Genomic DNA, 24344 nt, shown 5'->3' on the forward strand with positions numbered 1-24344 from the left:
GTTTGAAACTATCACAAGAATATATAATATGAAGAAAATACTATTACAAGCAATTGGAATGATTCTTCTTTTGGCAACGTTAGTGAGTTGTCTTAAGGGAGAAAAAAAACTGAATGCTAAGCCAAACATTATTTTCATCTATTTGGATGATTTGGGCTATGGCGATATTGGTGCCTATGGTGCCACCGAGTTAAATACACCAGCAATGGATGAATTAGCGAATGGTGGTGTCCGTTTTACAAATGGATATGCAACTTCGGCAACTTGCACACCAAGTCGTTATGCCTTGTTGACAGGTGTTTATCCATGGCGCAATAAAGATGCTGCAATTTTACCAGGTACAGCTCCTTTGATTATTGGAACTGAGCAAATGACAGTGCCAAAAATGCTTAAGGAGCAAGGGTATGAAACGGCTGTTGTTGGCAAATGGCACTTAGGACTTGGAGCAGGAATTGTTAACTGGAACGAACGCGTATCACCAGGACCTAATGAGGTGGGATTTGATTATGCTTATATTATGGCAGCCACTCAGGATAGAGTACCAACTGTATACATTGATAATGGCTATGTTGATGGATTGGATAAAAATGATCCAATTGAGATTAGCTATCAAAATAATTTTGAAGGAGAACCAACAGGCAAAGAAAATCCGGAATTGTTAACGATGAATTGGCATCATGGGCATAACAATAGCATTGTTAATGGCATTCCGCGCATTGGGTTTATGAAAGGTGGCGAATCTGCTAAGTGGAGTGATGTGGATATGGCCGATCATTTCTTGTCAAAAGCTAAGAGCTATGTAAAAAGGAGTGCTAACCGGAAAAAACCATTTTTCTTGTATTATGCACTTCAGCAACCACATGTGCCTCGCACTCCGCATCCGCGTTTTGAAGGTGCATCGGGTATGGGACCACGAGGAGATGTAATCGTAGAGGCCGATTGGTGTATCGGTGAGTTTTTTGAAACCCTTGAGAAAGAGGGTTTAATGGAGAATACACTTATCATTCTATCGAGTGATAATGGTCCTGTATTAAATGACGGTTATTATGATGATGCTGTTGATAAACTAGGTAAACATATGCCAGCAGGAAAACTTCGCGGTGGTAAGTATAGTTTGTTCGAAGCAGGAACACGTGTGCCTTTTATTACTTATTGGAAAGGAATAATTGAACCTGGAATATCAGATGCTTTGGTGTGTCAGATGGATTTATTCGCATCTTTAGCGGCATTAACAGGTAGTGATAAGAAAGTACAAGATAGTGAAAATGTAATGCCTGCATTATTAGGTCATTCACCAATAGGACGTGAAGAACTGGTTATTGAAGCTACTTCGCGAACAGCTTTTAGAAAGGGGGATTGGGCATTGATTCCTCCTTACAAAGGTCCTGAAAGTAATACGCTGGTAAATATTGAATTAGGTAATCATTCCGATTATCAGTTGTATAATTTGAAGCATGATATTGGTCAAACGAATAATCTAGCAGAAAGTAATCCAGATAAGTTAAATGAAATGAAAGCTGCATTTGAAATCATTAGAGGCGGAGACTATACTAAGATTAAGCAATTAGAGTTGAAGTAAAAGCTTTGCTTAGAAATCGGCAAAACCACTTTACATACATTGCAGAAATGCGAGTTAACTACGTGATTGCAATACTCATGTTTCGTTACACTTTTTTGTATAAATAGATAGTGAAACTCAATTGATATCTAATTTTTAGGAACTGTATAATGCTAAAAATCCCGGTAAAAAACTTACCGGGATTTCTTTATCGTGGACTATCCTAGGATAGTAGCTTACTTCACTTCTTCAAAGTCAACATCAGTCACTTCGTCGTCTTTACCACCTTGCTGAGCTCCAGCGTCTGGTCCTGGTTGTGCACCAGCATCAGGTCCTGGCTGACCACCTGCCTGCTGGCTGGCGTTGTACATCTCTTGAGATGCAGCCTGGAATACTGTGTTTAACTCAGTTGTTGCAGCTTCAATTGCTTCAAGATCTTGAGCTTTGTGAGCTTCTTTCAACTTCTCAAGAGCCGCTTCGATAGGTTGTTTTTTGTCTGCTGGCAATTTGTCACCAAACTCTTTCAACTGCTTCTCAGTTTGGAAAATCAAACTATCAGCACCATTCAACTTATCAATCTTCTCTTTTTCAGCTTTATCAGCATCAGCATTAGCTTCAGCTTCATCTTTCATGCGCTTGATTTCTTCGTCAGATAAACCTGAAGAAGCTTCAATACGAATGCTTTGCTCTTTGTTAGTTGCTTTATCTTTAGCTGTTACATGAAGAATACCATTGGCATCAATGTCAAATGTAACTTCAATTTGAGGCGTTGCACGTGGTGCTGGTGGAATACCATCTAAGTGGAAACGACCAATGGTTTTGTTATCTTTTGCCATTGAACGCTCACCTTGCAATACGTGAATCTCAACCGATGGCTGGTTATCTACAGCAGTTGTAAATGTCTCTGACTTTTTAGTTGGAATCGTCGTATTAGCTTCGATCAACTTAGTCATTACACTACCCATTGTTTCAATACCTAAAGAAAGAGGCGTAACATCTAAAAGAAGAACGTCTTTTACTTCACCAGTTAAAACACCACCTTGGATAGCAGCTCCAACAGCTACTACTTCATCAGGGTTAACACCTTTTGATGGTGCTTTTCCGAAGAAATCTTTAACTATATTTTGGATAGCCGGGATACGAGTAGAACCACCAACTAAAATTACTTCATCAATATCTGACGGTGTTAAGCCAGCATCGTTAAGAGCTACTTTACAAGGCTCCAAAGTACGTTGGATTAAGCGGTCACAAATTTGCTCGAATTGAGCACGTGATAAAGTGCGAACCAAGTGTTTTGGAATACCGTCAACTGGCATAATGTATGGCAAGTTGATTTCAGTATTTGTTGAAGATGATAACTCAATCTTCGCTTTTTCAGCAGCATCTTTTAAACGCTGAAGAGCCATTGGATCTTTGCGTAAGTCAATGTTTTCGTCTTTGATAAACTCATCAGCCAACCAGTTAATGATTGCATCATCAAAGTCATCACCACCTAAGTGAGTATCACCGTTAGTCGATTTTACCTCAAATACGCCGTCTCCTAATTCTAACACAGAGATGTCAAAAGTACCACCACCAAGGTCAAAAACAGCCACTTTCATGTCGCGGTCCATTTTGTCTAAACCATAAGCTAATGAAGCTGCAGTTGGCTCGTTAATGATACGGCTCACTTTAAGTCCTGCAATTTCACCTGCTTCTTTAGTAGCCTGACGCTGAGCATCGTTAAAGTAAGCAGGTACTGTTACTACAGCCTCAGTTACTTCCTGACCCAAATAATCTTCAGCTGTTTTCTTCATTTTCTGAAGTGTCATTGCTGAAATTTCCTGAGCCGAATACATGCGGTCATCGATCTTAACACGAGGTGTGTTGTTGTCTCCTTTTACCACTTCGTAAGGTACACGAGTTACTTCGTTAGGAATCTCGTCGTACATAGAACCCATAAAACGTTTAATTGAATAAATCGTTTTTTGTGGATTTGTGATTGCCTGACGTTTTGCAGGGTCACCTACTTTGCGTTCTCCACCTTCAACAAAAGCTACGATTGATGGCGTAGTTCTTTTACCTTCACTGTTTGGAATCACAACCGGTTCGTTTCCTTCCATTACAGAAACACATGAGTTGGTTGTTCCTAAGTCGATACCAATAATTTTTCCCATTGCTATATTATTATCTTGTTGTTCTTAATTAATATTCATTTTTAACGATGAGCTATTAATCAAATGGTGTGCCAATAGTATATGAGCTGAAATTTGTGCAAAATTGACAGCATAGTGAAGAAATTACTGAAGAAGATGTCATGTTTAATGACAGAATGACAACTGTAGCAAGAAGAATTTGAAGTTAGTTGACAAATTTCAAAATATGGATGACTACAATTTGATGATTTCTAGTTTGTCAGCATTGTCAGGTAGATGAGATAATACTTTGTCATTCTCCATTAAACCTTTTGTAACCTGAAAAAACTTATCATTTTCAAGGCCCAACTTAACCTCCTGTTTAATTAATTTGAAACCATCCTTTTTAATAACATAGTTGATGGAATCTTGGTTGAATATAGCAGATTTATCCACCATCAATGTTGTTTCTATGCGATTTGTAATGATGGAGTTGTTTGTGGTCATGCCAGGGAGAAGAGTTTCTTTATAATCTAACAGCTCTACTTTTACTTTAAAGCCATTTTGGAATTCGCCAGGTATTTCCTGCCCAATATTGGCAATGGAGATGATGGTGCCATCAAATGCTACTTTTGGAAATGCATCAATTTTTATCTTAACCACTTGGCCAACCTTAATTTTAGCAATGTCAATTTCTTTAACATGCATTTCAGAGATAAGGGTGCTCAGGTCGGGTAGAGTAGCAATAAGTGGCGACCAACGACCGACGCGCGAACCAACTTTTATTTTCTGACTACTATATCCATTGCCATAAATAACCATGCCATCGGCAGGAGATTTAACAATTAATTCGCTACGTAGCTGTTCCAAGAGTGCTTTTTTATACTCATAGCGGTCAACACGTCTTTGACCTCTGGCAATTTTACTTTTGTGTTTCTGGGTTTTGGTAATTAAATCGCGTTGAGCCTTGGATAGTGCGCGTTTTGCTTTATCAAGCTCTATGGTTGCTTGCCTTTGTACCGCTTTTGACTCATATGAAGATTGTTCGACTTTAATATTCGCATCTAATAACCTGTCGCGTACCTTTTCAATTGATTCGCGTTGAGCTGATAGAGCCAGGCTCGAATCTATTTTAGCATCTTCAACAATGGTGTATTGCTCGTTTAAACGATCGTTTACAGAGTTCAGGTTTTCTTCTACTTCAGTTGGTTCAAGTTGTGCAATTTCATCACCTTTCTTTACAATTTTACCTTCCTCAACCAGACTCAATATTTTCATGGCCCAAATATCAACTTCCTCATTAAAGCTCACTTCAGGCACCATTATATCCACCGCTTTTTCTGCTTTTAACTCGCCTGTTACACTAATTGTTGTCTCAAACTCGCTGCTTATAACTGTCGTAGTCGGGTTTTTCTGAAAGATGAAACTCCAAGGCTGCCAGATGAGTAGGATAACAATGATAACTGTAGCCGATATGCCTAGTTTAGTTTTGTTCATAGCACTATTGTTCAAGCAGGTAGTCCAGCGATTTAATTAAGGATTGATTTTGTTCGAAGTCGAATAGGGTAATCTGTCTAATGTTATAGTAACCACGCCAGTATTCCGATAAGGCATCGATGTACCTTCTTTTAGCTCCATCCAATGAGTTACGGGCAGCATTTAACCTGATTACATCTACTTTGTCAATCATAAAACGTTGCTTAGTCACATTATAGCCTAGTTGAGCTACGTTGTCGGCTTTCGATGATATAAGCACTTGCTCTTCCTGCAAATTAAATTGTAGAACTTGCATGATGATATCTTGCTCAAAATCTATCATAGCCTGTTTTACTTCTGCTTCAGCAACCTGTTTATTTGATTTAGCCATTTGAATTTGGCCTCGTCGTGTGCCCCAGTCAATAATTGGCGCATTAAGCGTTACACCCAACCCTCTGTCGTCGCCAAAAGGAGGAGCATACACATTTTGCAATTCATCCGATTGCTTATTGATACCTAAATTGGCATTTAAGTCGGCACTGAGTCCACTTGTTGATTTCGTTTTGGCAATGTTCTCGTTTGCCCTTATCATTTTTGATTCTAACTCCAGCACTTGTGGGTTGTTTGACTTGGCAAGTTCTAATGCCTTGTCAGAATTAACTTTTAGTTCAGGTATCTCATCAGGAATTAATGGGATAATCACAATGTCTTTATCAAATCCTAGGAATGAGTTAAGCAGGTTGCGTGCCTGTTGTAGGTTCACTTGCGATTTGGTTTTTGCCATTTTGGCATTGAGATAGGTTAGCTCCAAATCAAGTAATTCATCTTGCGTAACTGTACCTATTTGAAAGCGGCCTTTCCCTATGTTGAATAGTGTATCAGCATTAGCAAGGTTGGTCTCAGCAATTTTCAAGTCAATTTCGGCACCAATTGAATTGAAAAATATGCGTACAGCTTGTTCCGACAGGGCTTCCATTTCAGCTAAGAACGTTTTCTTGGCTTTTTCAAATTCTAAAGGTTTAAGTTTTGATTGCCACTTGAACTTGTTGTAACCATTTAAGGGCTGACTCAAGCGTATACTAATGGGAACTGTTGTAAAGCTAATGTTATCTGAACCCATGTTTTCCAGGCGTCGTATGTTGGATGCTACACTTAATTGACCACCTGTTATTGTTAGATTTTGATCAACTGATACACCTAAGTTGGACGAAAGCGTTTCATTACTAATGAATTCGTAGGTATTGGTGTTGGAATTGTATTCTCTTGAAATTGAGCGATTATAGTTGATTGGAGTGGTACTTAGTCGCATACCAGGCAGTTGCGATGCTTTGTAGCTTCTAAAGTCCCAATAGCTTGCAATGTACATGTTCTTTGATCGAAAGCTGGATAGCGATTGAAGCTTAGCCATTTGAATAGCCTCTTTTAAATTAAGACGTATTATTTGCTTTGACGAATCAGGGACAGACTGAGCTTGACTAATCAGGCTAAAAAAGCAAAAGAGGATAGTGATTTTTATTTGGTGCATGGTTTAATGTCTTAATGATTCAACAGGGTCTTGACTAGCCGCTCTTTTTGCTGGAATATACCCAAAGACTATTCCTACCGTTGCCGATACACTAAAAGCTATAAGTACCGAAAACATAGAAACGATTGTTTTAATATCAGCTGTTAGATGAATAATATGCGCTAATACAACGCCTAATACTATACCAATTAAGCCACCTGATATGCTAATGAGTGTCGATTCAGCCAAAAACTGGACAATAATATCTATACGCGATGCGCCAATGGCTTGTCGGGTACCAATCTCTCGTATACGTTCCCAAACCGAAGCCAGCATAATATTCATAATGCCAATTCCTCCAACAATTAACGAGATACCGGCAATAGCTCCCAAAACAATGTTGAAAATTTCGTTGGTTTTCTGCTGTTGTTTTAATAATAACTCAGGTACTGTAACCTCAAAATCATAGGTGTTAGAGTGACGGCGCAGTATCATTCGATTGATAACATCTGCAGTGGCAGATAGTTGCTCAGTATCTTCAACTTGTACAATTATTTTGTCCAACTGGTGTAAGGTGGGATTGCTTTCTTTGGGTGCTTCCTCCTCATCGTTACCACCCATAAAAAAGACAAAGCCACCGCCTGCCATATTGTCCATCACTTCAGGCTTAATAGCCCCTTTGTCTTTAAAACGCATAAGCATGGTTTTAATCGGGATGATAATTTTATTATCACTGGAACTGATACCCATTTCGTCTGAGGCAGAAGTTGTGAAGTCTCGTTTTTCAATAACTCCAATTACCTGCAGCCACACCTGCCCACATTTGATGTATTGACCAATCGGATCAAGCTGATTGAAAAATTGATGGCGTATATTATCGCCAATCACACAAACGGGAACGCCTTTTTCTGATTGTTGGGGACTGAAAATTTTACCATTATCGATGCCCATGTTAAGCATGTCAAAATAATCGCTCGAAACACCTTCCAAGGTAACCGGATAACTTTTCCCTTGTTTGATAGCATGGTAATTAAGCGACACCACAGGACTAACTTTTTTAACCGATTCAAGGGTTTGTAATATGGCTTGTGCATCTAAAAGATGAAGTCCTCTTGAGAATTTCTTTTTTTTAGTGTCGCCATTACTCGCGCTATTGCCATTGGCTTCAATGGCTTGGTCTACTGGCGTAACAATAATGTTATTAACTCCTACTAGTTTTATTTGCTCAAGTACTTCCTGTTGCGCTCCTTTTCCTATTGCCAGCATGCTAATAACGGCTGCAACTCCAAACATTATACCCAGGGCCGTTAAAAATGATTTAACCTTATTGGATAAAATGGCTTCAATAGCAATTGTAATATTGTGCGCGTAACGTAAATATAATTGGTGTGGTGATTTTCTCATGTATACGTATGTTGCTGCCTAAAATTAATTGGTACTGGTGCTGTCTGACTCCATTGTTTTCATCTGATTATAGATGTCTATTCCATCAAAATTCACTTTATCAGCATCGGTGGGTTTATTCAATAAAAGAATATCTCCTTCTTCAACTCCATCCATAACCTGAATGTGATTTTCGTTGCTAATGCCTGGTTTTATAATTTGTTTGACATATTTACTTCCATCCTCAATAAATACAAAGCTTAAGGAATCATTTGTAAACATGGCCTCCAAAGGAATGAAAAGAGCTTCATTCAAAACTGCTGTGCTGATAATATTACTGGTGGTCATGGCTGGGCGCAGGTCTTTGTCTGTACCGTTAATTTTAACAATTACTTCAAAAACCTTGGCGTCACCATTAGGAATGACTTGCCCTATGTTGGCAACGGAAATTACCTCTCCATTAAATTGCTTTTCCGGAAAGGCATCAATGCCTACCGTTACCTTTTGTCCAGCTTTGATTCTGGATATGTCAATTTCGTTTATAAAAGTCTTCGAAATCATTGAAGTTAAGTCTGGCAATTCTGCAATTTTGGGTCGCCAGCGGCTAATGGTTGATCCGGCTTTTATTTTTTTACCATATCGATCGTAACTGTAAATGACCAAACCGGGTTTTGGCGCTTTAACCTCTAATACTTTAAATAACTTTTCTATATCGTCAACTTTACTTTGTCGCTTTTTAACCTTTTCCCAAGCTCTGTATACCTGGTGTTCGTCTTGTTTTTGCTTTAAGGTATAGTTGCGTTTTTTTTGCTCCAAGTCGCGTTTCGCTCTTTCTACATCTAGGTTGGCCTGCCTTTTTACAGCAGGAGATTCGTATAGCGATTGATCAAGAATGAGCATTTTTTCTTCTAAATCAACATCGGCATTTAATAACTCATCGCGTAGAGTGCTTAAATTAAGGTTAGTATCAATTTTAGCATCTTCATAGGCGTTAAGGGCTGTTTCTAGTTCGTCAGATGCCTTCGTTTTGAGTTCTTCAACCGCAGCATGATCCAGACTCGCCACATAACTCCCCGAATCAACAACGCTGCCTTCCTCAATAATATGGCTTACCTTAATTTCATACAAGTCTATGTTACGACTCGACATTTCTTTGGGTAGTACAATAAGTTCCGAGTTTTCAGTTTGCAATTGCCCGGTTGAATAAACCATCGATGAAAAAGGGCCATTTTGAACTTTGGTGGTAAGGTAGGTTTTGGTTTGCTGGGTTTGCGGTATTAGGATGACAAGTAATACAATAGCTACTAATACGCAACTTGTAATGATAATAATCTTTCTATTCATGCTTTCTTAGTGGGGTTTAGATAGCACGATATTACTTAAAATCTTGTAGATATAAATAAAAATGGCTCGTTTATTTAAACGAGCCATTTGTTAAATATTGTTAAGTGACGATGTTAAATAAGCGCTTTAATATCCTCAATTATTGTTTGTGCAAGTTGACTTGCCTCATCCATAGATTGTGCTTCTGCATATATACGGATGATTGGTTCAGTATTAGATTTTCGTAGCTGTACCCACTTTTCCGGGAAGTCAATTTTTAAACCATCAATAGTGTTGATGTTCTCGTTTTTGTACTTCTCTTCGATGCTTTTTAAAATGCCATCTACATCAATTCCGGCAGTTAGTTCTATTTTGTTTTTTGAGATATGATATTCAGGGTACTTGGCTCGTAATTCAGAACACTTCATTCCACTTTTTGCCAAATGGCTTAAGAACAGTCCAATGCCAACCAGTGAGTCGCGTCCATAATGGCTTTCAGGATATATAACGCCGCCATTTCCTTCACCACCTATCACAGCGTTGGTCTCTTTCATTTTAGCAACAACATTTACCTCGCCTACTGCTGCAGGTTCATATTTGCCACCAAAGCTATGGGTTACATCTGCCAAAGCTCTCGACGATGAAAGGTTAGAAACCGTATTACCCACTTTGTTAGATAATAAATAATCTGCTACCGCTACTAGAGTGTATTCCTCGCCAAACATAGAGCCATCTTCATTGATGATTGCCAAGCGATCCACATCCGGATCAACGACAAAACCAACGTCAGCTTTCTTATCTTTTATAAGTTGCGAGATTTCAGTAAGATTCTCAGGTAATGGTTCAGGGTTGTGTGGGAAGTGTCCATTTGGCTCACAGTATAATTCTAAAGTGTTTTTTACACCTAGTTTATTTAATAAAGCAGGTATGGCAATACCACCAACGCTATTTACACAATCAATCGCAACCGTAAAGTTGGCTTTCTTAATTGCTTCTACATCTACCATTTTTAGGTTTAGTACATGCTCAACATGCAAATCGGTATAGTTGTCTTTTTCGGTAACAGTACCTAAATCGTCTACCTCAGCAAATTGAAAACTTTCGTCTTCAGCAATTTTCAGAACTTCAGCTCCGTCTGCAGCTGTTAAAAATTCACCATTTTCATTCAAAAGCTTAAGTGCATTCCATTGCTTTGGGTTATGACTTGCCGTTAGTATTATTCCACCGTGAGCTTTTCCTTCTGTAACAGCAATTTCAGTAGTTGGAGTAGTGGCAAGGCCAATATTTATAACATCAATGCCCAAGCCTTGAAGACTGCCAATTACTAGGTTTTTAACCATGTCACCCGATATGCGAGCGTCGCGGCCAACAACTATTTTTAACCGTCCTTGATGACGATGTTTAGCCCATTGGCCATATGCCGATGAAAATTTAACAACATCTAAGGGAGAAAGACCTTCTCCTACTTTACCTCCGATAGTTCCTCTAATTCCTGAAATGGATTTAATTAAGGTCATATTAAATTGCGTTTAATGATGAATGTGCAAAATTGGTGGTAATTTTTTTAAAAGCCAACAGTTTCTTACGAAACATTTTATATTGATGCAATATTCATTTAATTTGGTTGCGTATCCTTACGAATTGCAATATTGCGTTATGAAGAATAAGTTATTATCCTTTAAAGAATATTTAGTTTGTGTATTAGGCCTTTTTTAAACTCTTTTTTATCAACTTTGCAAAAATATTTATTATTACTTGCAAGTGCTTGCAAGTGAGTATAGTGATTGTACGACAATGAAACGAGAACAAAATAAAAGAGGCGGAAGACAACGTCGTGAAGACGCCCCGTTCAATAACAAGGAAAAGAAATCTTTTGGTAACAAAAGGGCTGAGGAGCGTGAATCTGATTTTCCGAATAGGAAAACAGTTAAGAAAACAGAAAAAAGCAAAGATATTGCTGATTCATCAGGTAAAATTCGACTTAATAAATATGTCGCAAATGCCGGTGTTTGCAGTCGCCGAGAGGCCGACAAGTTAATTGAAAAGGGTGAGGTAAGTGTAAATGGTAAAGTTGTAACCCAGCTTGGTACAAGTGTTGAATTAACAGATAATGTTAGTTTTAATGGTAAGCGTCTTAATCCTGAAACAAAAGTTTATGTATTGCTTAATAAACCCAAAGGCTACGTAACGACAGTTGAGGATAAGCATGCCAAGCAAACCGTAATGGATTTGGTGCAAGATGCGTGTGATGAACGAATTTATCCGGTAGGACGTTTGGATAAGCAAACTACGGGTTTATTGTTGTTAACTAACGATGGGGATTTAACCAAGCAGTTAACGCATCCTAAATACAATGCAAAAAAAATCTATCACGTCTTTACTGATAAACCTGTTTTTGCGAATCATGTAGATCAACTTGCTTCCGGTATAACACTTGAAGATGGACCTATTCATGCCGATGCTGTTAGCTATGTTGAGAAAGACGATAAAACGCAAGTCGGCATAGAAATTCACTCAGGCCGTAACCGAATCGTTCGACGTATGTTTGAACATTTTGGTTATAAGGTGATGAAGTTAGACCGCGTTTTCTTTGCGGGTTTAACCAAACGAAATGTTCCTCGTGGTAAATGGAGATATCTTTCGGATAAAGAAGTAACGCGTCTAAAAGCAGGAATGCTTAAGTAAGATGCTCAAATGATATTATGTAATCCCTTGTCAAACTTAAAAGATGACAAGGGATTTCTTTTTATATTACATGGTGTTTCTTAATTTCGAAGAGCGAATCAAGCTTAACCTAATATCAAATGAACTTTATGTCTCGCTTCTTTTTTATAATACTAATTTGTTTTGTGAGTCTGTCGCATGTAAAAGCGCAGAATGTAAAAGGGCAAGTTGTTGATGCTGAAACATTACTTCCGATTGCTTTTGTGAACGTGGTTTATAGCGAAGGAGCTGGTACCGTAACTGATATTGATGGCAAGTTTGAAATACGTACAAATGTTGCCATTCAAGAGTTGCGCTTTAGTTGCTTAGGCTACGAGTCGCAAGCGCTTGCTATAGATAATTTTGTTGGTGGTAAAGTTCTGTTACATCCATTAAAATATAGATTGCCAACTGTAAATGTACTGCCCAGTGAAAACCCAGCCGTAGCCATTATGAAAAGGGTAGTGGATCAAAAAGTTAAACACGATCCAAGTCATTACAATCCATTTAGTTGTATTATTTATCATAAAATGACATTAGATTTTGATTGGCCCGCCGATTTAAATGCCGAAGAAAGAAGAGAATTAAAGGATTCCTTAGGATTAAAAGATGATAGTTATTTATTTCTATTTGAGTCGGTTTCAGAAAAAAAGCATTTGAAAAAAGGAGTTGAAAAGGAAAAAGTAATTTCTGGAAGAGTTAGTGGCTTGAAAGATCCGATGTTGGCTTCATTTCCAGCCATGTTGCAGCCATTCTCATTTTACGATCAGTATATTAAATTACTGGGATATGCCTATTTGAATCCTGCATCAAAACCAGGTTTATCGGCGTATCAATTTATTTTAGAAGATACCTATGTTAATTTAGAAGGTGACTCTGTTTATTATATTTCTTACCGCCCAGGTAAAGGTAAAAACTTTAGAGGGCTTACTGGCGCTTTTCATATTCACGGTAGTTCATTGGCTATTCAAACTGTTTCGGCTACTACAACGGGTACTGAAAATGGCATGCGTTTATTTATTAAGCAAAAATATCAACCATTGCAGAATGGCCTTTGGTTTCCAAAACAGTTAGAAAGTAGCTTAGAGTTTGGGAGGATTGGTGTAGCTCGCCAGTTTCCATTGCCCATGATAGGCAAAGGGAAGAGTTATGTAACTGCGATAAACACCCAAGCGCAGTTCAATCCTAAAGATTTTGATAATGTTGTTATGGAAGATGTGGCTATTTCCAAATCGTCGCCTGATGTTGGCGTGTATAGGTATGAGCCATTGACGGCTAAGGATTCTTTAACCTATCAATTGTTGGATAGTATAGGGCGTAAAAATCATTTAGATGCCTTGATAAAAACACAAGTATCATTAATTAAGGGTTATGTGCCTATTGGTGTGCTACAATTTGATTTATCTAAATTGATAGACTATAACGACTACGAAGGATTAAAGTTAGGGGCTGGGCTTTATACTGGAAATCAGCTTTCGAATAAATTTACAGCTGGTGGTTATTATACCTATGGTTTTGGTGACAAAGCCAGCAAGTACGGCTTTAACTTATCTGTTACACCTTTCGACGAAAAGTACAATCGTTTTTATATCAATTATAAAGATGATGTATTTGCAACTGGATCTTTCGAATTTCTTGACGGCGTTAAAGAAATGTCAAGCGAGCGTTTTAGTCGATTTCTAACCGAAACAATGGATTTGAGTGCGGGTGTAACAACTGGTGTTAATTTTAAATTCTTGAAATACTTCAAAGCAGGTCTTTATTTTAAAAAGCACTCTATTGAGCCTTTAAAACCATATTTATTTGAGGGGAGCGATGTGCTTGCGCCAATGTTTGATTTGCAAGAAACAGGTGTAAAACTAAAATGGGCTCATAAAGAAACGTTTAATCATACACCATTGGGAATGATTTCCAATGGAACGAATTGGCCGACAGTATGGGTTAATGCAGCAGTTGGACAGCAAGAGTTTGAGGAGATGTTTCGCTACAGTAGTTTTGAAACTCGCTTGCATAAGCGCTTTAATTATTCTAATTCGATGTATACAACATTGAGGGTAGAGGGTGGTATTTTAAGTGGAAAGTATAGCAATACAATGTTATATAGTGCACTAGGGAGTTATAAATCTTTCACTATTTTGGTGCCCTATACCTTTGGAACCATGCGCTTGAATGAGTTTGGTTTGGAGCGATTTGGAGCTTTGTATTTATCACATGGTATTCCTTTGTCTTTAAATACGGATAAGCGTATAAAGCCAGAAATAGTATTAGGAACCAATGTGGTTTATGGAGAGGCTCCCGATGGTATTTCAGGGCTTGAAAATGGTTATTATGAGTCGGGTTTATACCTTAAGAATCTGTTTTCTAATTTTATTTTCCAATATGGCTTGTCAGTGCACTATCGATATGGAGCTTATCAGTTGCCTGATGCAATGGATAATTGGGCATTTAAGTTGGGTTTGGAGTTTGCATTTTAAAACATATATGAAGTACAGATAAGTATGATCCATAAAATTGGTAAACCTTCAATATAAAAGTTGATGTATGCTTGGGTTTTGTTTTTCTTAACTTTTTCGAGTGCTATCAATCCAACAAGCGCAAATATGGTGGATGCGATGACAGTATTAGGCTTGATGGTAGTGTATGCTATAACTGATAGAAGTAGACATAACTGTGCAAGCCTAATTGATTGTATTGAGCCAATCAATTGTGGTATTGTTCTTAAATCTAATCCATCTGATTCTAAATCCCTTATATCAAAAGGCAAGGTAATGGCAAAAACAAATAGCCAGATTATAAGTGGTGTAATTGGGTAATCAAGCGGAGTCTCAATTAACGACAAACATAATAGTGACCATGAAGTACAAATGATGAATATTTTAATCGAGGGGATCCATCTTAGGCCAAATTCTTTTTTTATTGGGAGAATATAGAACAGCGAAAGTAGAGCAAGGATTATAAACTTTAGATTAAGGTAAAGTTGGCTATGTATAATAAAAGTAATAGTTGCAAAGCTTATTAGGCCAGTAACTATGAGCATTATTACTTTGTTTTTTCTCATCCATAAGTAGCGTTCGTATTGTAAATTACTCGATGATATAAAGTATACTGACCAATAAATATAATTATACCCAATAAAGCCAATTCCAAAACACACTAAGAAATTATTGAAACTGGTATCATTAGTGGTAAAAGATATAAGCTTGTAATTACATGCCAAAGCCAAGGCCACCCATGTGCTAGAATATGTGAGGTGATTTTTTGAGGTTGTTAAAAAGGCCTGTTAACCTACCCGACATATGTCATGTAAGGTTTTTGATGAGTTTATTTCAATGTGGTTTCCGTTAATTGCAATGATGTTACTTTCCTTAAAATCTTTTAATACACGGATTAGGCTTTCCTTTGAAACGCTTGATAAATCAGCTATATCTTGACGGCTTAATGTGGTGTGGAAATTTTTGGAGTTGTATATCTTTTCAGACAAATAAATGATGGTACTAGCAATTCTACCAGTCATTTTTTTATGTGAAAAATTTATTAATTGATTATACAAATCTTGTGTAATATGATGATTAAGCTGAAGGATTTGTTCTGCAAAACGATTGTTGTTGCGAAAGGCTGAAGTAAAGGCCTCAATACTAATCAAGCAGGTGTCAACCTCCGTTATGGCGCTAACTGAGAAATGATTAAGATCGTCTGTGAATAGCCCTGGACTAACAATGAAATCACCTTCCTTTAGTATTTTTATAATTATTTTTTTGTTTTCTAGCCCATTGATGTAAAGTTTTGCAAAACCTTTTTTAATGCAAATGATACTAGTGCATCTAGTACCTTCCTTAATAATAGTCTCGCCCTTTTGGTAAATGACCTTGCAATGTGACTTCTTAAATGAAGTTAATTCATCTTCACTTAAGGTGTCAAAGCCATTGAATTTTACATGGCATAAACTGCAATCGTTTGAAATATCTCTTGTTATACTCATTTGGTTTTTTGAGATGCGTGTAAAATTAAAAATAGTAAGAATAAGTGATATAACCAAAGCTTCTAACGTCGCCGGGTATATGTTAGTTTTGTGTGGAGTTGGTTTAATGTTCAGGCATACAGTGTGTCAGCATAAAGCTTAGTTGGATTGAATTTAAATAAGGAATTACTTCTTTAAATATTATTAATTCATAAGTTCCACATAGTGAGGAGTATAAGTGTTTTGTATTGATATTTGTCAATTTTTGTGAGTATAACTTACATCGTGTTAGTTCACTTGTAAATGTTTAAAATTGTATTGATAATTAAAATGAAGAATTAGCAGTAATGTTTTTAAGTCCATACGTTATGAAAAAAATTAATCAAGTTCTTTTACTTATAGTTGTAGCTGTTGCTACGGTGTTATCTAGCTGTACAAAAGAAGGTCCTCAAGGCCCTCCTGGAGCTGATGGTACCAACGGTTTAGATGGTACTAATGGTATTGATGGAACATCAGGTTGTATTACTTGTCATACAAATGATACTGATCTGGCAATGAAGACTACACAATTTAAGAAGTCTTTACACTATACAGGAGGAGCTGAACACGTAGGATACGCCAATTATGCCGGTGGATCATGTTCAATGTGTCACTCACACAATGGATTTATGCAAGCTGTTGAAGACGGTACTAACTCTGGAGGTTTACATCCTGAGGCTGCAGCCATGTCTTGTTATACATGTCACGAAATTCACACAAGTTACACTCGAGAAGATTATGGAATGCACTATACAGATGCAGTGAACTTTTATTTGAATGAAAATGATAATGGTGTATTTACCGGTTTAGAAGTAGATGCCACTAGTCAGTATAGTGATCCTGAAGGAATGAGTAATACATGTATCAAATGTCACCAACCACGACATAGAGGTACGACACAGCCTGATCCATCATTGGATGGAACTATTGTTATATCAGATGGAGCCGCTGCTCACTGGGGGCCTCATTATGGTGCACAAGGTGCTATTTTCGGAGGCGTTGGTGGTTATATAGGTACAACAGATCCAACTGCGCCGTCAGGAACGAAAGGGCACCATAGTTGTAAGAGTTGTCATATGTCTTTTAATTCATTAACTGGAAACTATGGATCTTATGTAGGTGGCCACTCAATGAATATGTCAGGTAGCGATGGAGAGCCTGTATTTACTGCTTGTGACGAGTGTCATACTGATAGAGGTGCCACAATAGATTTACCTGGTAAAATGGCTTCGAATAAGATCTTAATTGATGCATTACATGCTGATTTATTAGGATTGCAAATTATTGATGCTGATGGACACTTATTAGGTGGTACTTGGACTCACAAACAATTGTCAGCATACTGGAATTATGCCTTAGTTAAAAATGATCATAGTTATGGTATTCATAACGAGCAGTATACTCAAGATTTAATTAATGCTGCAAGAACGTATTTAGGAACAAACTAAAAAAAGTCTAATGGGTGGCTTGTTTTATAGTCACCCTTTTTTGTTCAACTAACTAATTAAGTCATATGAAAGCATTACAAACAGTAATCGTTAGTTTATTGCTCGTTTTGGCAATAGGTTGCGATTATAAGTATATAACGCCCGATACAGGCGCTCCAGTAGATCCTGATGATCCAATTAGTTTCTCTGCTGAAGTAGAACCAATATGGACAAGTCAAAGTTGTGTAAACTGCCATAGCGGAAATGGTCTATTTAGCTTAAAACAAGGTGAAGCTTATCAATCATTAATAGACAATAGTTTATTGGATTTGGAAAATTCTGCAAATAGTAAGATTGTTACAGTTCCGGGATCCAGTGGATTGCATAGTGGTTATACGTATTCTGGTAATCAAGAGCTTATAATTACTACTTGGATTGATCAAGGGGCAGAGGATAACTAAAAACGATTAACATGAAAAAAATAATATATCTGATTGTTTTGGTTCTGTTTTCTGGTCAATTAATTTGGGCTCAGGAAGAAGCACCAGTAGAAAAGAAAGTTGATAAGCCGGTTCGCTCACCATGGGAATCTGGTACACTGGTTAATCACCAAACAAGTGTAACGCAATATAAAAATACATTAGAAATGGTGATTAGTCACCGTTTTGGACCGGTTGAAAATGGTATTAGTGATGTTTTTGGAATTATGGCTCCAGGAGCTAATATTCGAATCGGATTTAACTATACTATTCTTGATGATTTGAGTGTTGGTTTTGGTACTAATAGTCAAAAAAAATATCAGGATTTTCAGGCTAAGTATACGCCTTTTCAACAAACAAGAGAAAATACAATACCTGTTAGCTTAACTATTTATGGTAATGCAGCTATTGATGCACGTGCTGAGGAAACTTTTGGCGTTAATTATGAATTTACTGATCGTCTATCGTACTTCTCAGAAGTAATAGTTGGTCGTAAGGTAAATGATTGGCTGTCGGTACAGGCAAGTGCTAACTTTACACATTATAACGCTGTCGATACTTTGTTGGATAATGATAAGATGGGACTTGGTTTTGGCGGACGTGTCAAGTTCAGTCCACAATCATCACTAACTTTGGAAGTTGGTGTGCCACTTAAAATTGAGAGTTTGTCTCAGTACTCGTCTTTTACAGATCACCCAAAGCCACATTTTTCTATTGGTTATGAAGTTTCGACAAGTACACACGCATTTCAAATTTTTGTAACAAATGGTTTAGGAATATTGCCTCAAGAGTTATATATGTTTAACTTGAGCGAGTTCGATGCGAAGAGTATACGCTTCGGATTTAATATAACTCGATTGTGGAATTTCTAATTGATTAAAGTAAATCTGGTATTATGAGAAAGTTAAAAATGACAGTTTTTATGAGTTGCGCAATGCTAATGCTTAGTATTGTTTTAATGTCGTTTACGCAAGAAAAGAAGCCGTGGGATATACCTGCTAAGTATAAGGCGATGACTAATCCTCAATCGGCTGATGATGCAGACATGATTAAAATTGGTAAGATGAATTACTCTCGCCACTGTAAATCATGCCATGGTAACATTGGTCAGGGTAATGGTCCAAAGGCGCGCAGTATTGATGCTGATTTAGGCGATTTTACAACAGCTGAATTCCAAGCTCAAAAAGATGGTGTGATTTATTATCAGTCTTTTATTGGACGTGATGAGATGCCGAACTTTGAAAAGAAAATTCCTGATGATGAAGATCGTTGGGCAATAGTGACGTATATGCGTACTCTTAAGAAGTAAAGAAATAACCATTATTAAAAAACTGCCCGTGAAAAAGAATTGATTCTTTTCTGCCGGCAGTTTTTTTGTTCTATTTTCAAACATATTACAATGGTAAATAAATACAAATTAGTAATTCTATGTCTTTTTGCCTGCTTGTTTTTAGGTGGTTCTCAAAGTATAGCTCAAGATGTTGCCGATAATGGCAAATGCCTGAAGTGTCATGGTCAGGTGTTTTACGAGTATGATAATGAATGGACCGGTCAAGTAGATCGTAAACCACTAAATCCATTTCATCATATTGACAGTGTGAAGATGCATCAGTCTGTTCATAAGATGTTTGCATGTATCGATTGTCATTCGATGGATTATGAAACGTTTCCGCACGATGGAGAGTTAAGGTTAGAAGCTAAATACACGTGTATGGATTGCCATGGAGGAGACGATACCTATGCTAAATATAATTTTGAGGGTATTGAAGAAGCTTTTATGGAAAGTGTGCATTTTCAAGCCTCAGAAGAGCGCTTTAACTGTTGGAGCTGTCATGATGCACATGGTTATGAATTAGCATTGCGAAATGATAAAAGCATTGTTGAGGTTGTTGAATTAAGCAATAATATGTGCTTAAGCTGCCACGATAATAAGTTTAAATATGGCTTAATTTCCGATGATCAACCAAAGCAGATCAACGAAATACACGCTTGGTTACCTAATCAGGATAGTCACTTTAAAAAGGTTCGTTGTGTTGACTGCCACACAAACGTTCAGAAGGATGTGTTGGTATCACACAACATCTTGCCAAAAGAAAAAGCTTTAAAAAATTGTGTGCAATGCCATAGTGCTAATTCTGTTTTAATGGAGTCATTGTATGCGTATCGTGCTAAAGAAAGTAGGGAGTCTTCAGGATTTTTAAATGCCGTTATACTTAATGAGGGCTATATGATTGGAGCCAATCGTAATCAAACCCTCAATAATATTAGTATTGGAATATTCTCATTAATGATTTTGGGTTTATTGGTTCATTTGATTTTACGTTTTATCCTGATAAAAAAGAAATAAGATGAGTGATAAATTATATTTATATCCAGTATGGATTCGTATTTGGCATATTTTTAATGCCGTTTTCTTTCTTGTGTTATTATTGTCAGGTATAAGTATGCAATACGCAAGTCCTGATTTTATGTTAATGCCTTTTGATGTTGCAGTAACAAGTCATAATGTGGCTGGAATTGGCATATCCATTGCTTATTTTATTTATTTGATTGGATTTGTATTTACTAGCAATAAAAAGCATTACAAGATCGAATGCAAAGGCTTAATAGGTCAATTGATAACACAAATGAGGTATTACCTATTTGGTGTTTTTAAAGGCGAAGAATCGCCATATCCCTCTACTGAAGAGAGTAAGTTTAATCCACTTCAGAAAGTTACTTATGTTGGCGTACTGTTCGTGCTGTTTCCTGTATTGATATTTACTGGTTTGCCTTTGATGTTTCCAGAAGTAATCATCGATGATTTTTTCGGAATAGGAGGTACCTTATTAACTGCGCTCGTGCATGCCAGTGCCGGATTTTTTGCTAGTCTATTTTTGGTAATCCACCTGTATTTTGCAACGATGGGTGCCAGTTTTAGCTCTAATTTTAAAAGTATTATTAACGGATATCACGAATCTCATTAAATATGGAAGAAATATCGATTAAAAGAGAGTACTTAAAAGGTACTCTCATTCTGGTGGCGATTGTGTTGCTAGGTTTGTTTTTAAACTCTACGATTGGCCTGTTTGGATTTGTGAAAATGTTATGGCCTCAAAACTTAATCGTGATTTCTATTGCCTTGGTCCTTGGTTTATGTATTGGTTTTATTGCTAATTCTCAACGATTATGGTTTTTTAAAAGTGTTGCTTTCATATTGCCAACGCTAATGTTTTTAATGGTCATTGGTGCATGGTTAATGCTTCATCCCGATGCTGTTGGTAAGGAGTGGCTTAGTCCATTGCTTCAGGTGCCTGCTTTTTTAGCTGCTGTATATGTTTTTTTGAGTAGTGGTATTTATGTGGCATTAAATGTTTCATCCTTCAAAAATAGGTGGTCGAGTATTGTTTTATCGCTTGTGTCTCTTGTTTTTATTTTTGGAACTGTTGTGGGAAAAAACGACTACTATCAATTAGCGATGAGAATTGGTTCTGAACGTGCTATTTTTGAAGCTAATGAGGTCGACGGAGACGAATATTACCAACTGCCATTTGCTGTTAAGTTGATTACTAGTATTGTGGATGAGTCTATTGAATCGCAGATTAGTAAAGCGAGTGTGAGGGTTTTTAATACCGTTGAAGACTTTGAGGATGTGGAATTAAGTCTGGATAATAATTTTAAGATAAAAGGTTGGGTTATTGCGTTATCCCAGACTCAATACTACGGAAGTGTTGCAGATGATCTTGTGGATATTGATCTGGTTTTCGATCGTTGGATTGAGTTAAAGTACTTTAGTCTGGGCTTTTTATTAATTGGTTTAATATTGCGTCGACGCAGTATTAAAGTTGAGTGATTATTAGTGTTGAGTTTATTATATAAAAAGAGGGTAATCCGTTATGGATTACCCTCTTTTATAATATTCTGAAATGGATTAAATTACACTAGCAATTTTATCACTCTTGTATTTTCCTTCTTTTAGTTTTTCTTGAACCTCACGGAATGCTTTAATCGTATAATCCACATCTTCCATTGTGTGAACTGCTGTTGGTATTATACGAAGCATAATTTGATCTTTAGGTATAACAGGATAGATGACAATAGAACAGAAAATATTATAATTTTCACGTAAATCCATTGTTAACTGAGTTGCTTCACCAACATTACCCTCTAAGAATACTGGTGTAACTGGCGATTCCGTTTTTCCTAAGTTAAAACCTGCATCTTTCAAGCCTTTCTGAAGCGCGTTAACAACTTTCCAAAGGTTTTCTTTGTGTTCAGGTTGGTCGCGTAACATCTCTAGTCGTTTAAGAGCACCAAATACCATCGGCATTGGAAGAGACTTCGCGAAGATTTGTGAACGTAGGTTGTATCGTAAGAAGCTAACAACTTCCTCATTACTGGCTACAAAGCCACCAATGCCTGCCATTGATTTTGCAAATGTGTTAAATACAACATCAATCTGGTCGGCTACATCAAAATGTTCTGCAACACCAGCACCAGTTTTACCCATTGTACCAAATCCGTGTGCATCGTCAACCAAAATACGGAAATCGTATTTCTCCTTTAAAGCAACAATGTCTTTTAAGTTTCCAAGGTCTCCAGCCATGCCAAATACACCTTCAGTAATCAAAAGGATACCTCCGCCAGTTTCTTTCACGCGCTTAGTGGCGAACTGAAGCATCTTTTCACACTTGTCCATTTCATTGTGAGCAAAAACGAAGCTTTTACCACCTTTAGCTTTGTGAATGAAAATACCATCCATGATACAAGCATGTGACTCAGAATCATAAACGATAACATCATTTCTAGTTGCTAATGCATCAATGATAGAAACCATTCCCTGATAGCCGAAGTTTAGTAGGTAAGAATCTTCTTTTCCAACAAATTCAGCAAGTTTAGCTTCTAGCTCTTCGTGCTTACTAGTCTGTCCTGACATCATACGAGCACCCATAGGGTACGCCATACCGTAATCGGCAGCGGCATCAGCATCTGCTTTTCTTACGTCAGGATGGTTAGCCAATCCTAGGTAGTTATTTAAACTCCAGGTCAAAACTTCTTTACCACGGAATTTCATTTTTGGGCTAATTTCACCTTCTAATTTTGGGAATGTGAAATATCCATGAGCCTCTTTGCCATATTGTCCTAAAGGACCCATATGTTCTTTTATTCTATCGAAAATGTCCACTATACTGAGCTTTTAAAATTTTCCGTGCAAATGTAGTGTTTTTACTTATCTTTATAAAGGAAACCTTATTAAAAAAGAATGTAGCTTGAGTTAAGGATGGGTGTAAGTGTCTGGTAGAGTGTGTGGTTGATTGCTAAGTAGCGCTTGTGTTCGTAGCTTGGCTTGATGTAGTACCTGTTCTTAAAATATGCTAATACTCGTGATTTTTTGATTGATAAATTACTGACGATGATAGATGCAAATTATTGTGCTTGTTGAATATATCAAATTGGGTGTTGTGAGGTTGAATACTAAAGTTTATCTTTGCATGTTGTAAAAATGGTGGTAATTAGTGCTGTTTTTATTTAATAATTGAATCTTGTTAAGATTAAATATATGAAGTTGAAGCACTTGGTTTTTGTTTTTGCCTTAATAGGGCTTGTTTTTTCTGGCTGTAGTAAATATCAAAAACTGCTTAAGAGTCAGGATTATGAGCAGTGGTATACCGAAGCAATGAGGTATTACGAAAAGGAAGACTACACACGTGCAGCAACTTTATTAAATCAATTGGTTAACATATATCGTGGTACAGATAAGGCCGAAGAAGTGAACTATGTTTATGCTAACTGTTTGTATGGATTAAATGATTTTATGACTGCAGGTCATTTTTATCGTGAGTATGTAAAAAGTTTTCCAGCTGGGGATTATGCTGAGGAATGTCAGTACATGAGTGCGTATTGCTATTATATGCGATCGCCAAAGCCACGTCTTGACCAAACGACAACTGAGGAAGCAATTCAGGAGTTTCAGTTGTTTATTAATATGTACCCCAATAGTGCGCGGGTTGAGGAATCAACACGATTGATGGATGAATTGAGGGATAAGTTGGTTTATAAGTCATACCTAAGTGCTAAGTTGTATTACAACCTGGGTGATTATTTAGGTAATAACTACAAGTCAGCGGTTATCGCTGCTCAAAACAGTTTGCGTGATTTTCCAGACACCAAATATCGAGAAGAATTATCATTTTTGATTTTGGAATCAAAATATATCCAGGCTGTAAACAGTGTGGAGGAGAAAAAAGAAGAGCGTGTTCGTGATACATTAGATGAATATTACTCCTTTGTTAATGAGTTTCCTGAAGGGAAAATGAGACGCAAAGCAGAGCGTATTTTCGAAGATTCAGATCGAATGCTTAAAGAGTATAATAAAGAAGTTGCAGTAAATTAAAAATTAT

Annotated in this window: 19 protein-coding genes; 11 read left to right on the forward strand and 8 right to left on the reverse strand. The window is 37.1% G+C overall.

What is annotated here, in order from left to right; translation table 11 throughout:
* Positions 1-28: 28 nt before the first annotated feature.
* Positions 29-1579, forward strand: coding sequence for an arylsulfatase (locus tag FNN09_RS04570; protein WP_143300302.1), 1551 nt, complete (start codon positions 29-31; stop codon positions 1577-1579).
* A 215-nt stretch (positions 1580-1794) separates the two neighbouring features.
* Here FNN09_RS04570 and dnaK read toward each other — a convergent pair whose 3' ends face one another.
* The 6 genes from dnaK to glmM form a co-directional block, all read right to left on the reverse strand.
* On the reverse strand, positions 1795-3714 hold the full coding sequence (dnaK, locus tag FNN09_RS04575; RefSeq protein WP_143300303.1) for a molecular chaperone DnaK: 1920 nt from the start codon (positions 3712-3714) through the stop codon (positions 1795-1797).
* 213 nt (positions 3715-3927) lie between these two features.
* Positions 3928-5169, reverse strand: coding sequence for an efflux RND transporter periplasmic adaptor subunit (locus FNN09_RS04580; protein WP_143300304.1), 1242 nt, complete (start codon positions 5167-5169; stop codon positions 3928-3930).
* Between the two features lie 4 nt (positions 5170-5173).
* Positions 5174-6673: a TolC family protein gene (locus FNN09_RS04585; protein ID WP_143300305.1), complete on the reverse strand. Its 1500-nt coding sequence runs from the start codon at positions 6671-6673 to the stop codon at positions 5174-5176.
* A 3-nt stretch (positions 6674-6676) separates the two neighbouring features.
* Positions 6677-8056 (reverse strand): ABC transporter permease, encoded by a 1380-nt coding sequence (locus FNN09_RS04590; protein ID WP_143300306.1) that lies wholly within the window; start codon positions 8054-8056, stop codon positions 6677-6679.
* 24 nt (positions 8057-8080) lie between these two features.
* The gene (locus FNN09_RS04595; RefSeq protein ID WP_143300307.1) at positions 8081-9379 is read right to left on the reverse strand and encodes an efflux RND transporter periplasmic adaptor subunit; all 1299 of its coding nucleotides are present in this window, start codon (positions 9377-9379) and stop codon (positions 8081-8083) included.
* Between the two features lie 113 nt (positions 9380-9492).
* Entirely contained in the window at positions 9493-10875 is a 1383-nt protein-coding gene (gene glmM / locus FNN09_RS04600; protein WP_143300308.1) for a phosphoglucosamine mutase, read from the reverse strand.
* A 277-nt stretch (positions 10876-11152) separates the two neighbouring features.
* On the opposite strand from glmM, the gene FNN09_RS04605 reads away from it, so the two are divergent.
* Positions 11153-12043: a pseudouridine synthase gene (locus tag FNN09_RS04605; RefSeq protein ID WP_143300309.1), complete on the forward strand. Its 891-nt coding sequence runs from the start codon at positions 11153-11155 to the stop codon at positions 12041-12043.
* A 119-nt stretch (positions 12044-12162) separates the two neighbouring features.
* Positions 12163-14535, forward strand: coding sequence for a DUF5686 family protein (locus FNN09_RS04610; RefSeq protein WP_143300310.1), 2373 nt, complete (start codon positions 12163-12165; stop codon positions 14533-14535).
* 806 nt (positions 14536-15341) lie between these two features.
* On the opposite strand, the gene FNN09_RS04615 is transcribed toward FNN09_RS04610, so the two are convergent.
* Positions 15342-16040, reverse strand: coding sequence for a Crp/Fnr family transcriptional regulator (locus FNN09_RS04615; protein WP_143300311.1), 699 nt, complete (start codon positions 16038-16040; stop codon positions 15342-15344).
* 347 nt (positions 16041-16387) lie between these two features.
* Between FNN09_RS04615 and FNN09_RS04620 the strand changes: the two genes are divergently transcribed.
* The 7 genes from FNN09_RS04620 (at position 16388) to FNN09_RS04650 (ending at position 21796) form a co-directional block, all read left to right on the forward strand.
* Complete coding sequence (locus tag FNN09_RS04620; RefSeq protein ID WP_143300312.1) at positions 16388-17506, forward strand: collagen-like protein; 1119 nt, start codon at positions 16388-16390, stop codon at positions 17504-17506.
* A 65-nt stretch (positions 17507-17571) separates the two neighbouring features.
* Complete coding sequence (locus FNN09_RS04625; protein WP_143300313.1) at positions 17572-17946, forward strand: hypothetical protein; 375 nt, start codon at positions 17572-17574, stop codon at positions 17944-17946.
* 11 nt (positions 17947-17957) lie between these two features.
* Positions 17958-18836, forward strand: coding sequence for a DUF5777 family beta-barrel protein (locus FNN09_RS04630; protein WP_143300314.1), 879 nt, complete (start codon positions 17958-17960; stop codon positions 18834-18836).
* A gap of 23 nt (positions 18837-18859) precedes the next feature.
* On the forward strand, positions 18860-19273 hold the full coding sequence (locus FNN09_RS04635; protein WP_221932416.1) for a c-type cytochrome: 414 nt from the start codon (positions 18860-18862) through the stop codon (positions 19271-19273).
* A gap of 90 nt (positions 19274-19363) precedes the next feature.
* Positions 19364-20311, forward strand: coding sequence for a cytochrome c3 family protein (locus FNN09_RS04640; protein WP_143300315.1), 948 nt, complete (start codon positions 19364-19366; stop codon positions 20309-20311).
* Position 20312: 1 nt separating this feature from the next.
* Positions 20313-20930 carry a cytochrome b/b6 domain-containing protein gene (locus FNN09_RS04645; RefSeq protein WP_143300316.1) on the forward strand — a complete coding sequence of 206 codons (618 nt, stop codon included), beginning with the start codon at positions 20313-20315 and terminating at the stop codon, positions 20928-20930.
* 2 nt (positions 20931-20932) lie between these two features.
* A complete protein-coding gene (locus FNN09_RS04650) occupies positions 20933-21796 on the forward strand; it encodes a hypothetical protein (protein WP_143300317.1) in 864 nt (287 codons plus the stop codon).
* A 78-nt stretch (positions 21797-21874) separates the two neighbouring features.
* Here the strand turns inward: FNN09_RS04650 and FNN09_RS04655 are convergent, their stop codons facing one another.
* Positions 21875-23128 (reverse strand): aminotransferase class I/II-fold pyridoxal phosphate-dependent enzyme, encoded by a 1254-nt coding sequence (locus FNN09_RS04655; RefSeq protein ID WP_143300318.1) that lies wholly within the window; start codon positions 23126-23128, stop codon positions 21875-21877.
* A 375-nt stretch (positions 23129-23503) separates the two neighbouring features.
* On the opposite strand from FNN09_RS04655, the gene FNN09_RS04660 reads away from it, so the two are divergent.
* Complete coding sequence (locus FNN09_RS04660; protein WP_143300319.1) at positions 23504-24337, forward strand: outer membrane protein assembly factor BamD; 834 nt, start codon at positions 23504-23506, stop codon at positions 24335-24337.
* Positions 24338-24344 lie beyond the last annotated feature (7 nt).

The organism is Carboxylicivirga sp. M1479 (assembly GCF_007097485.1).
GTDB lineage: Bacteria > Bacteroidota > Bacteroidia > Bacteroidales > Marinilabiliaceae > Carboxylicivirga.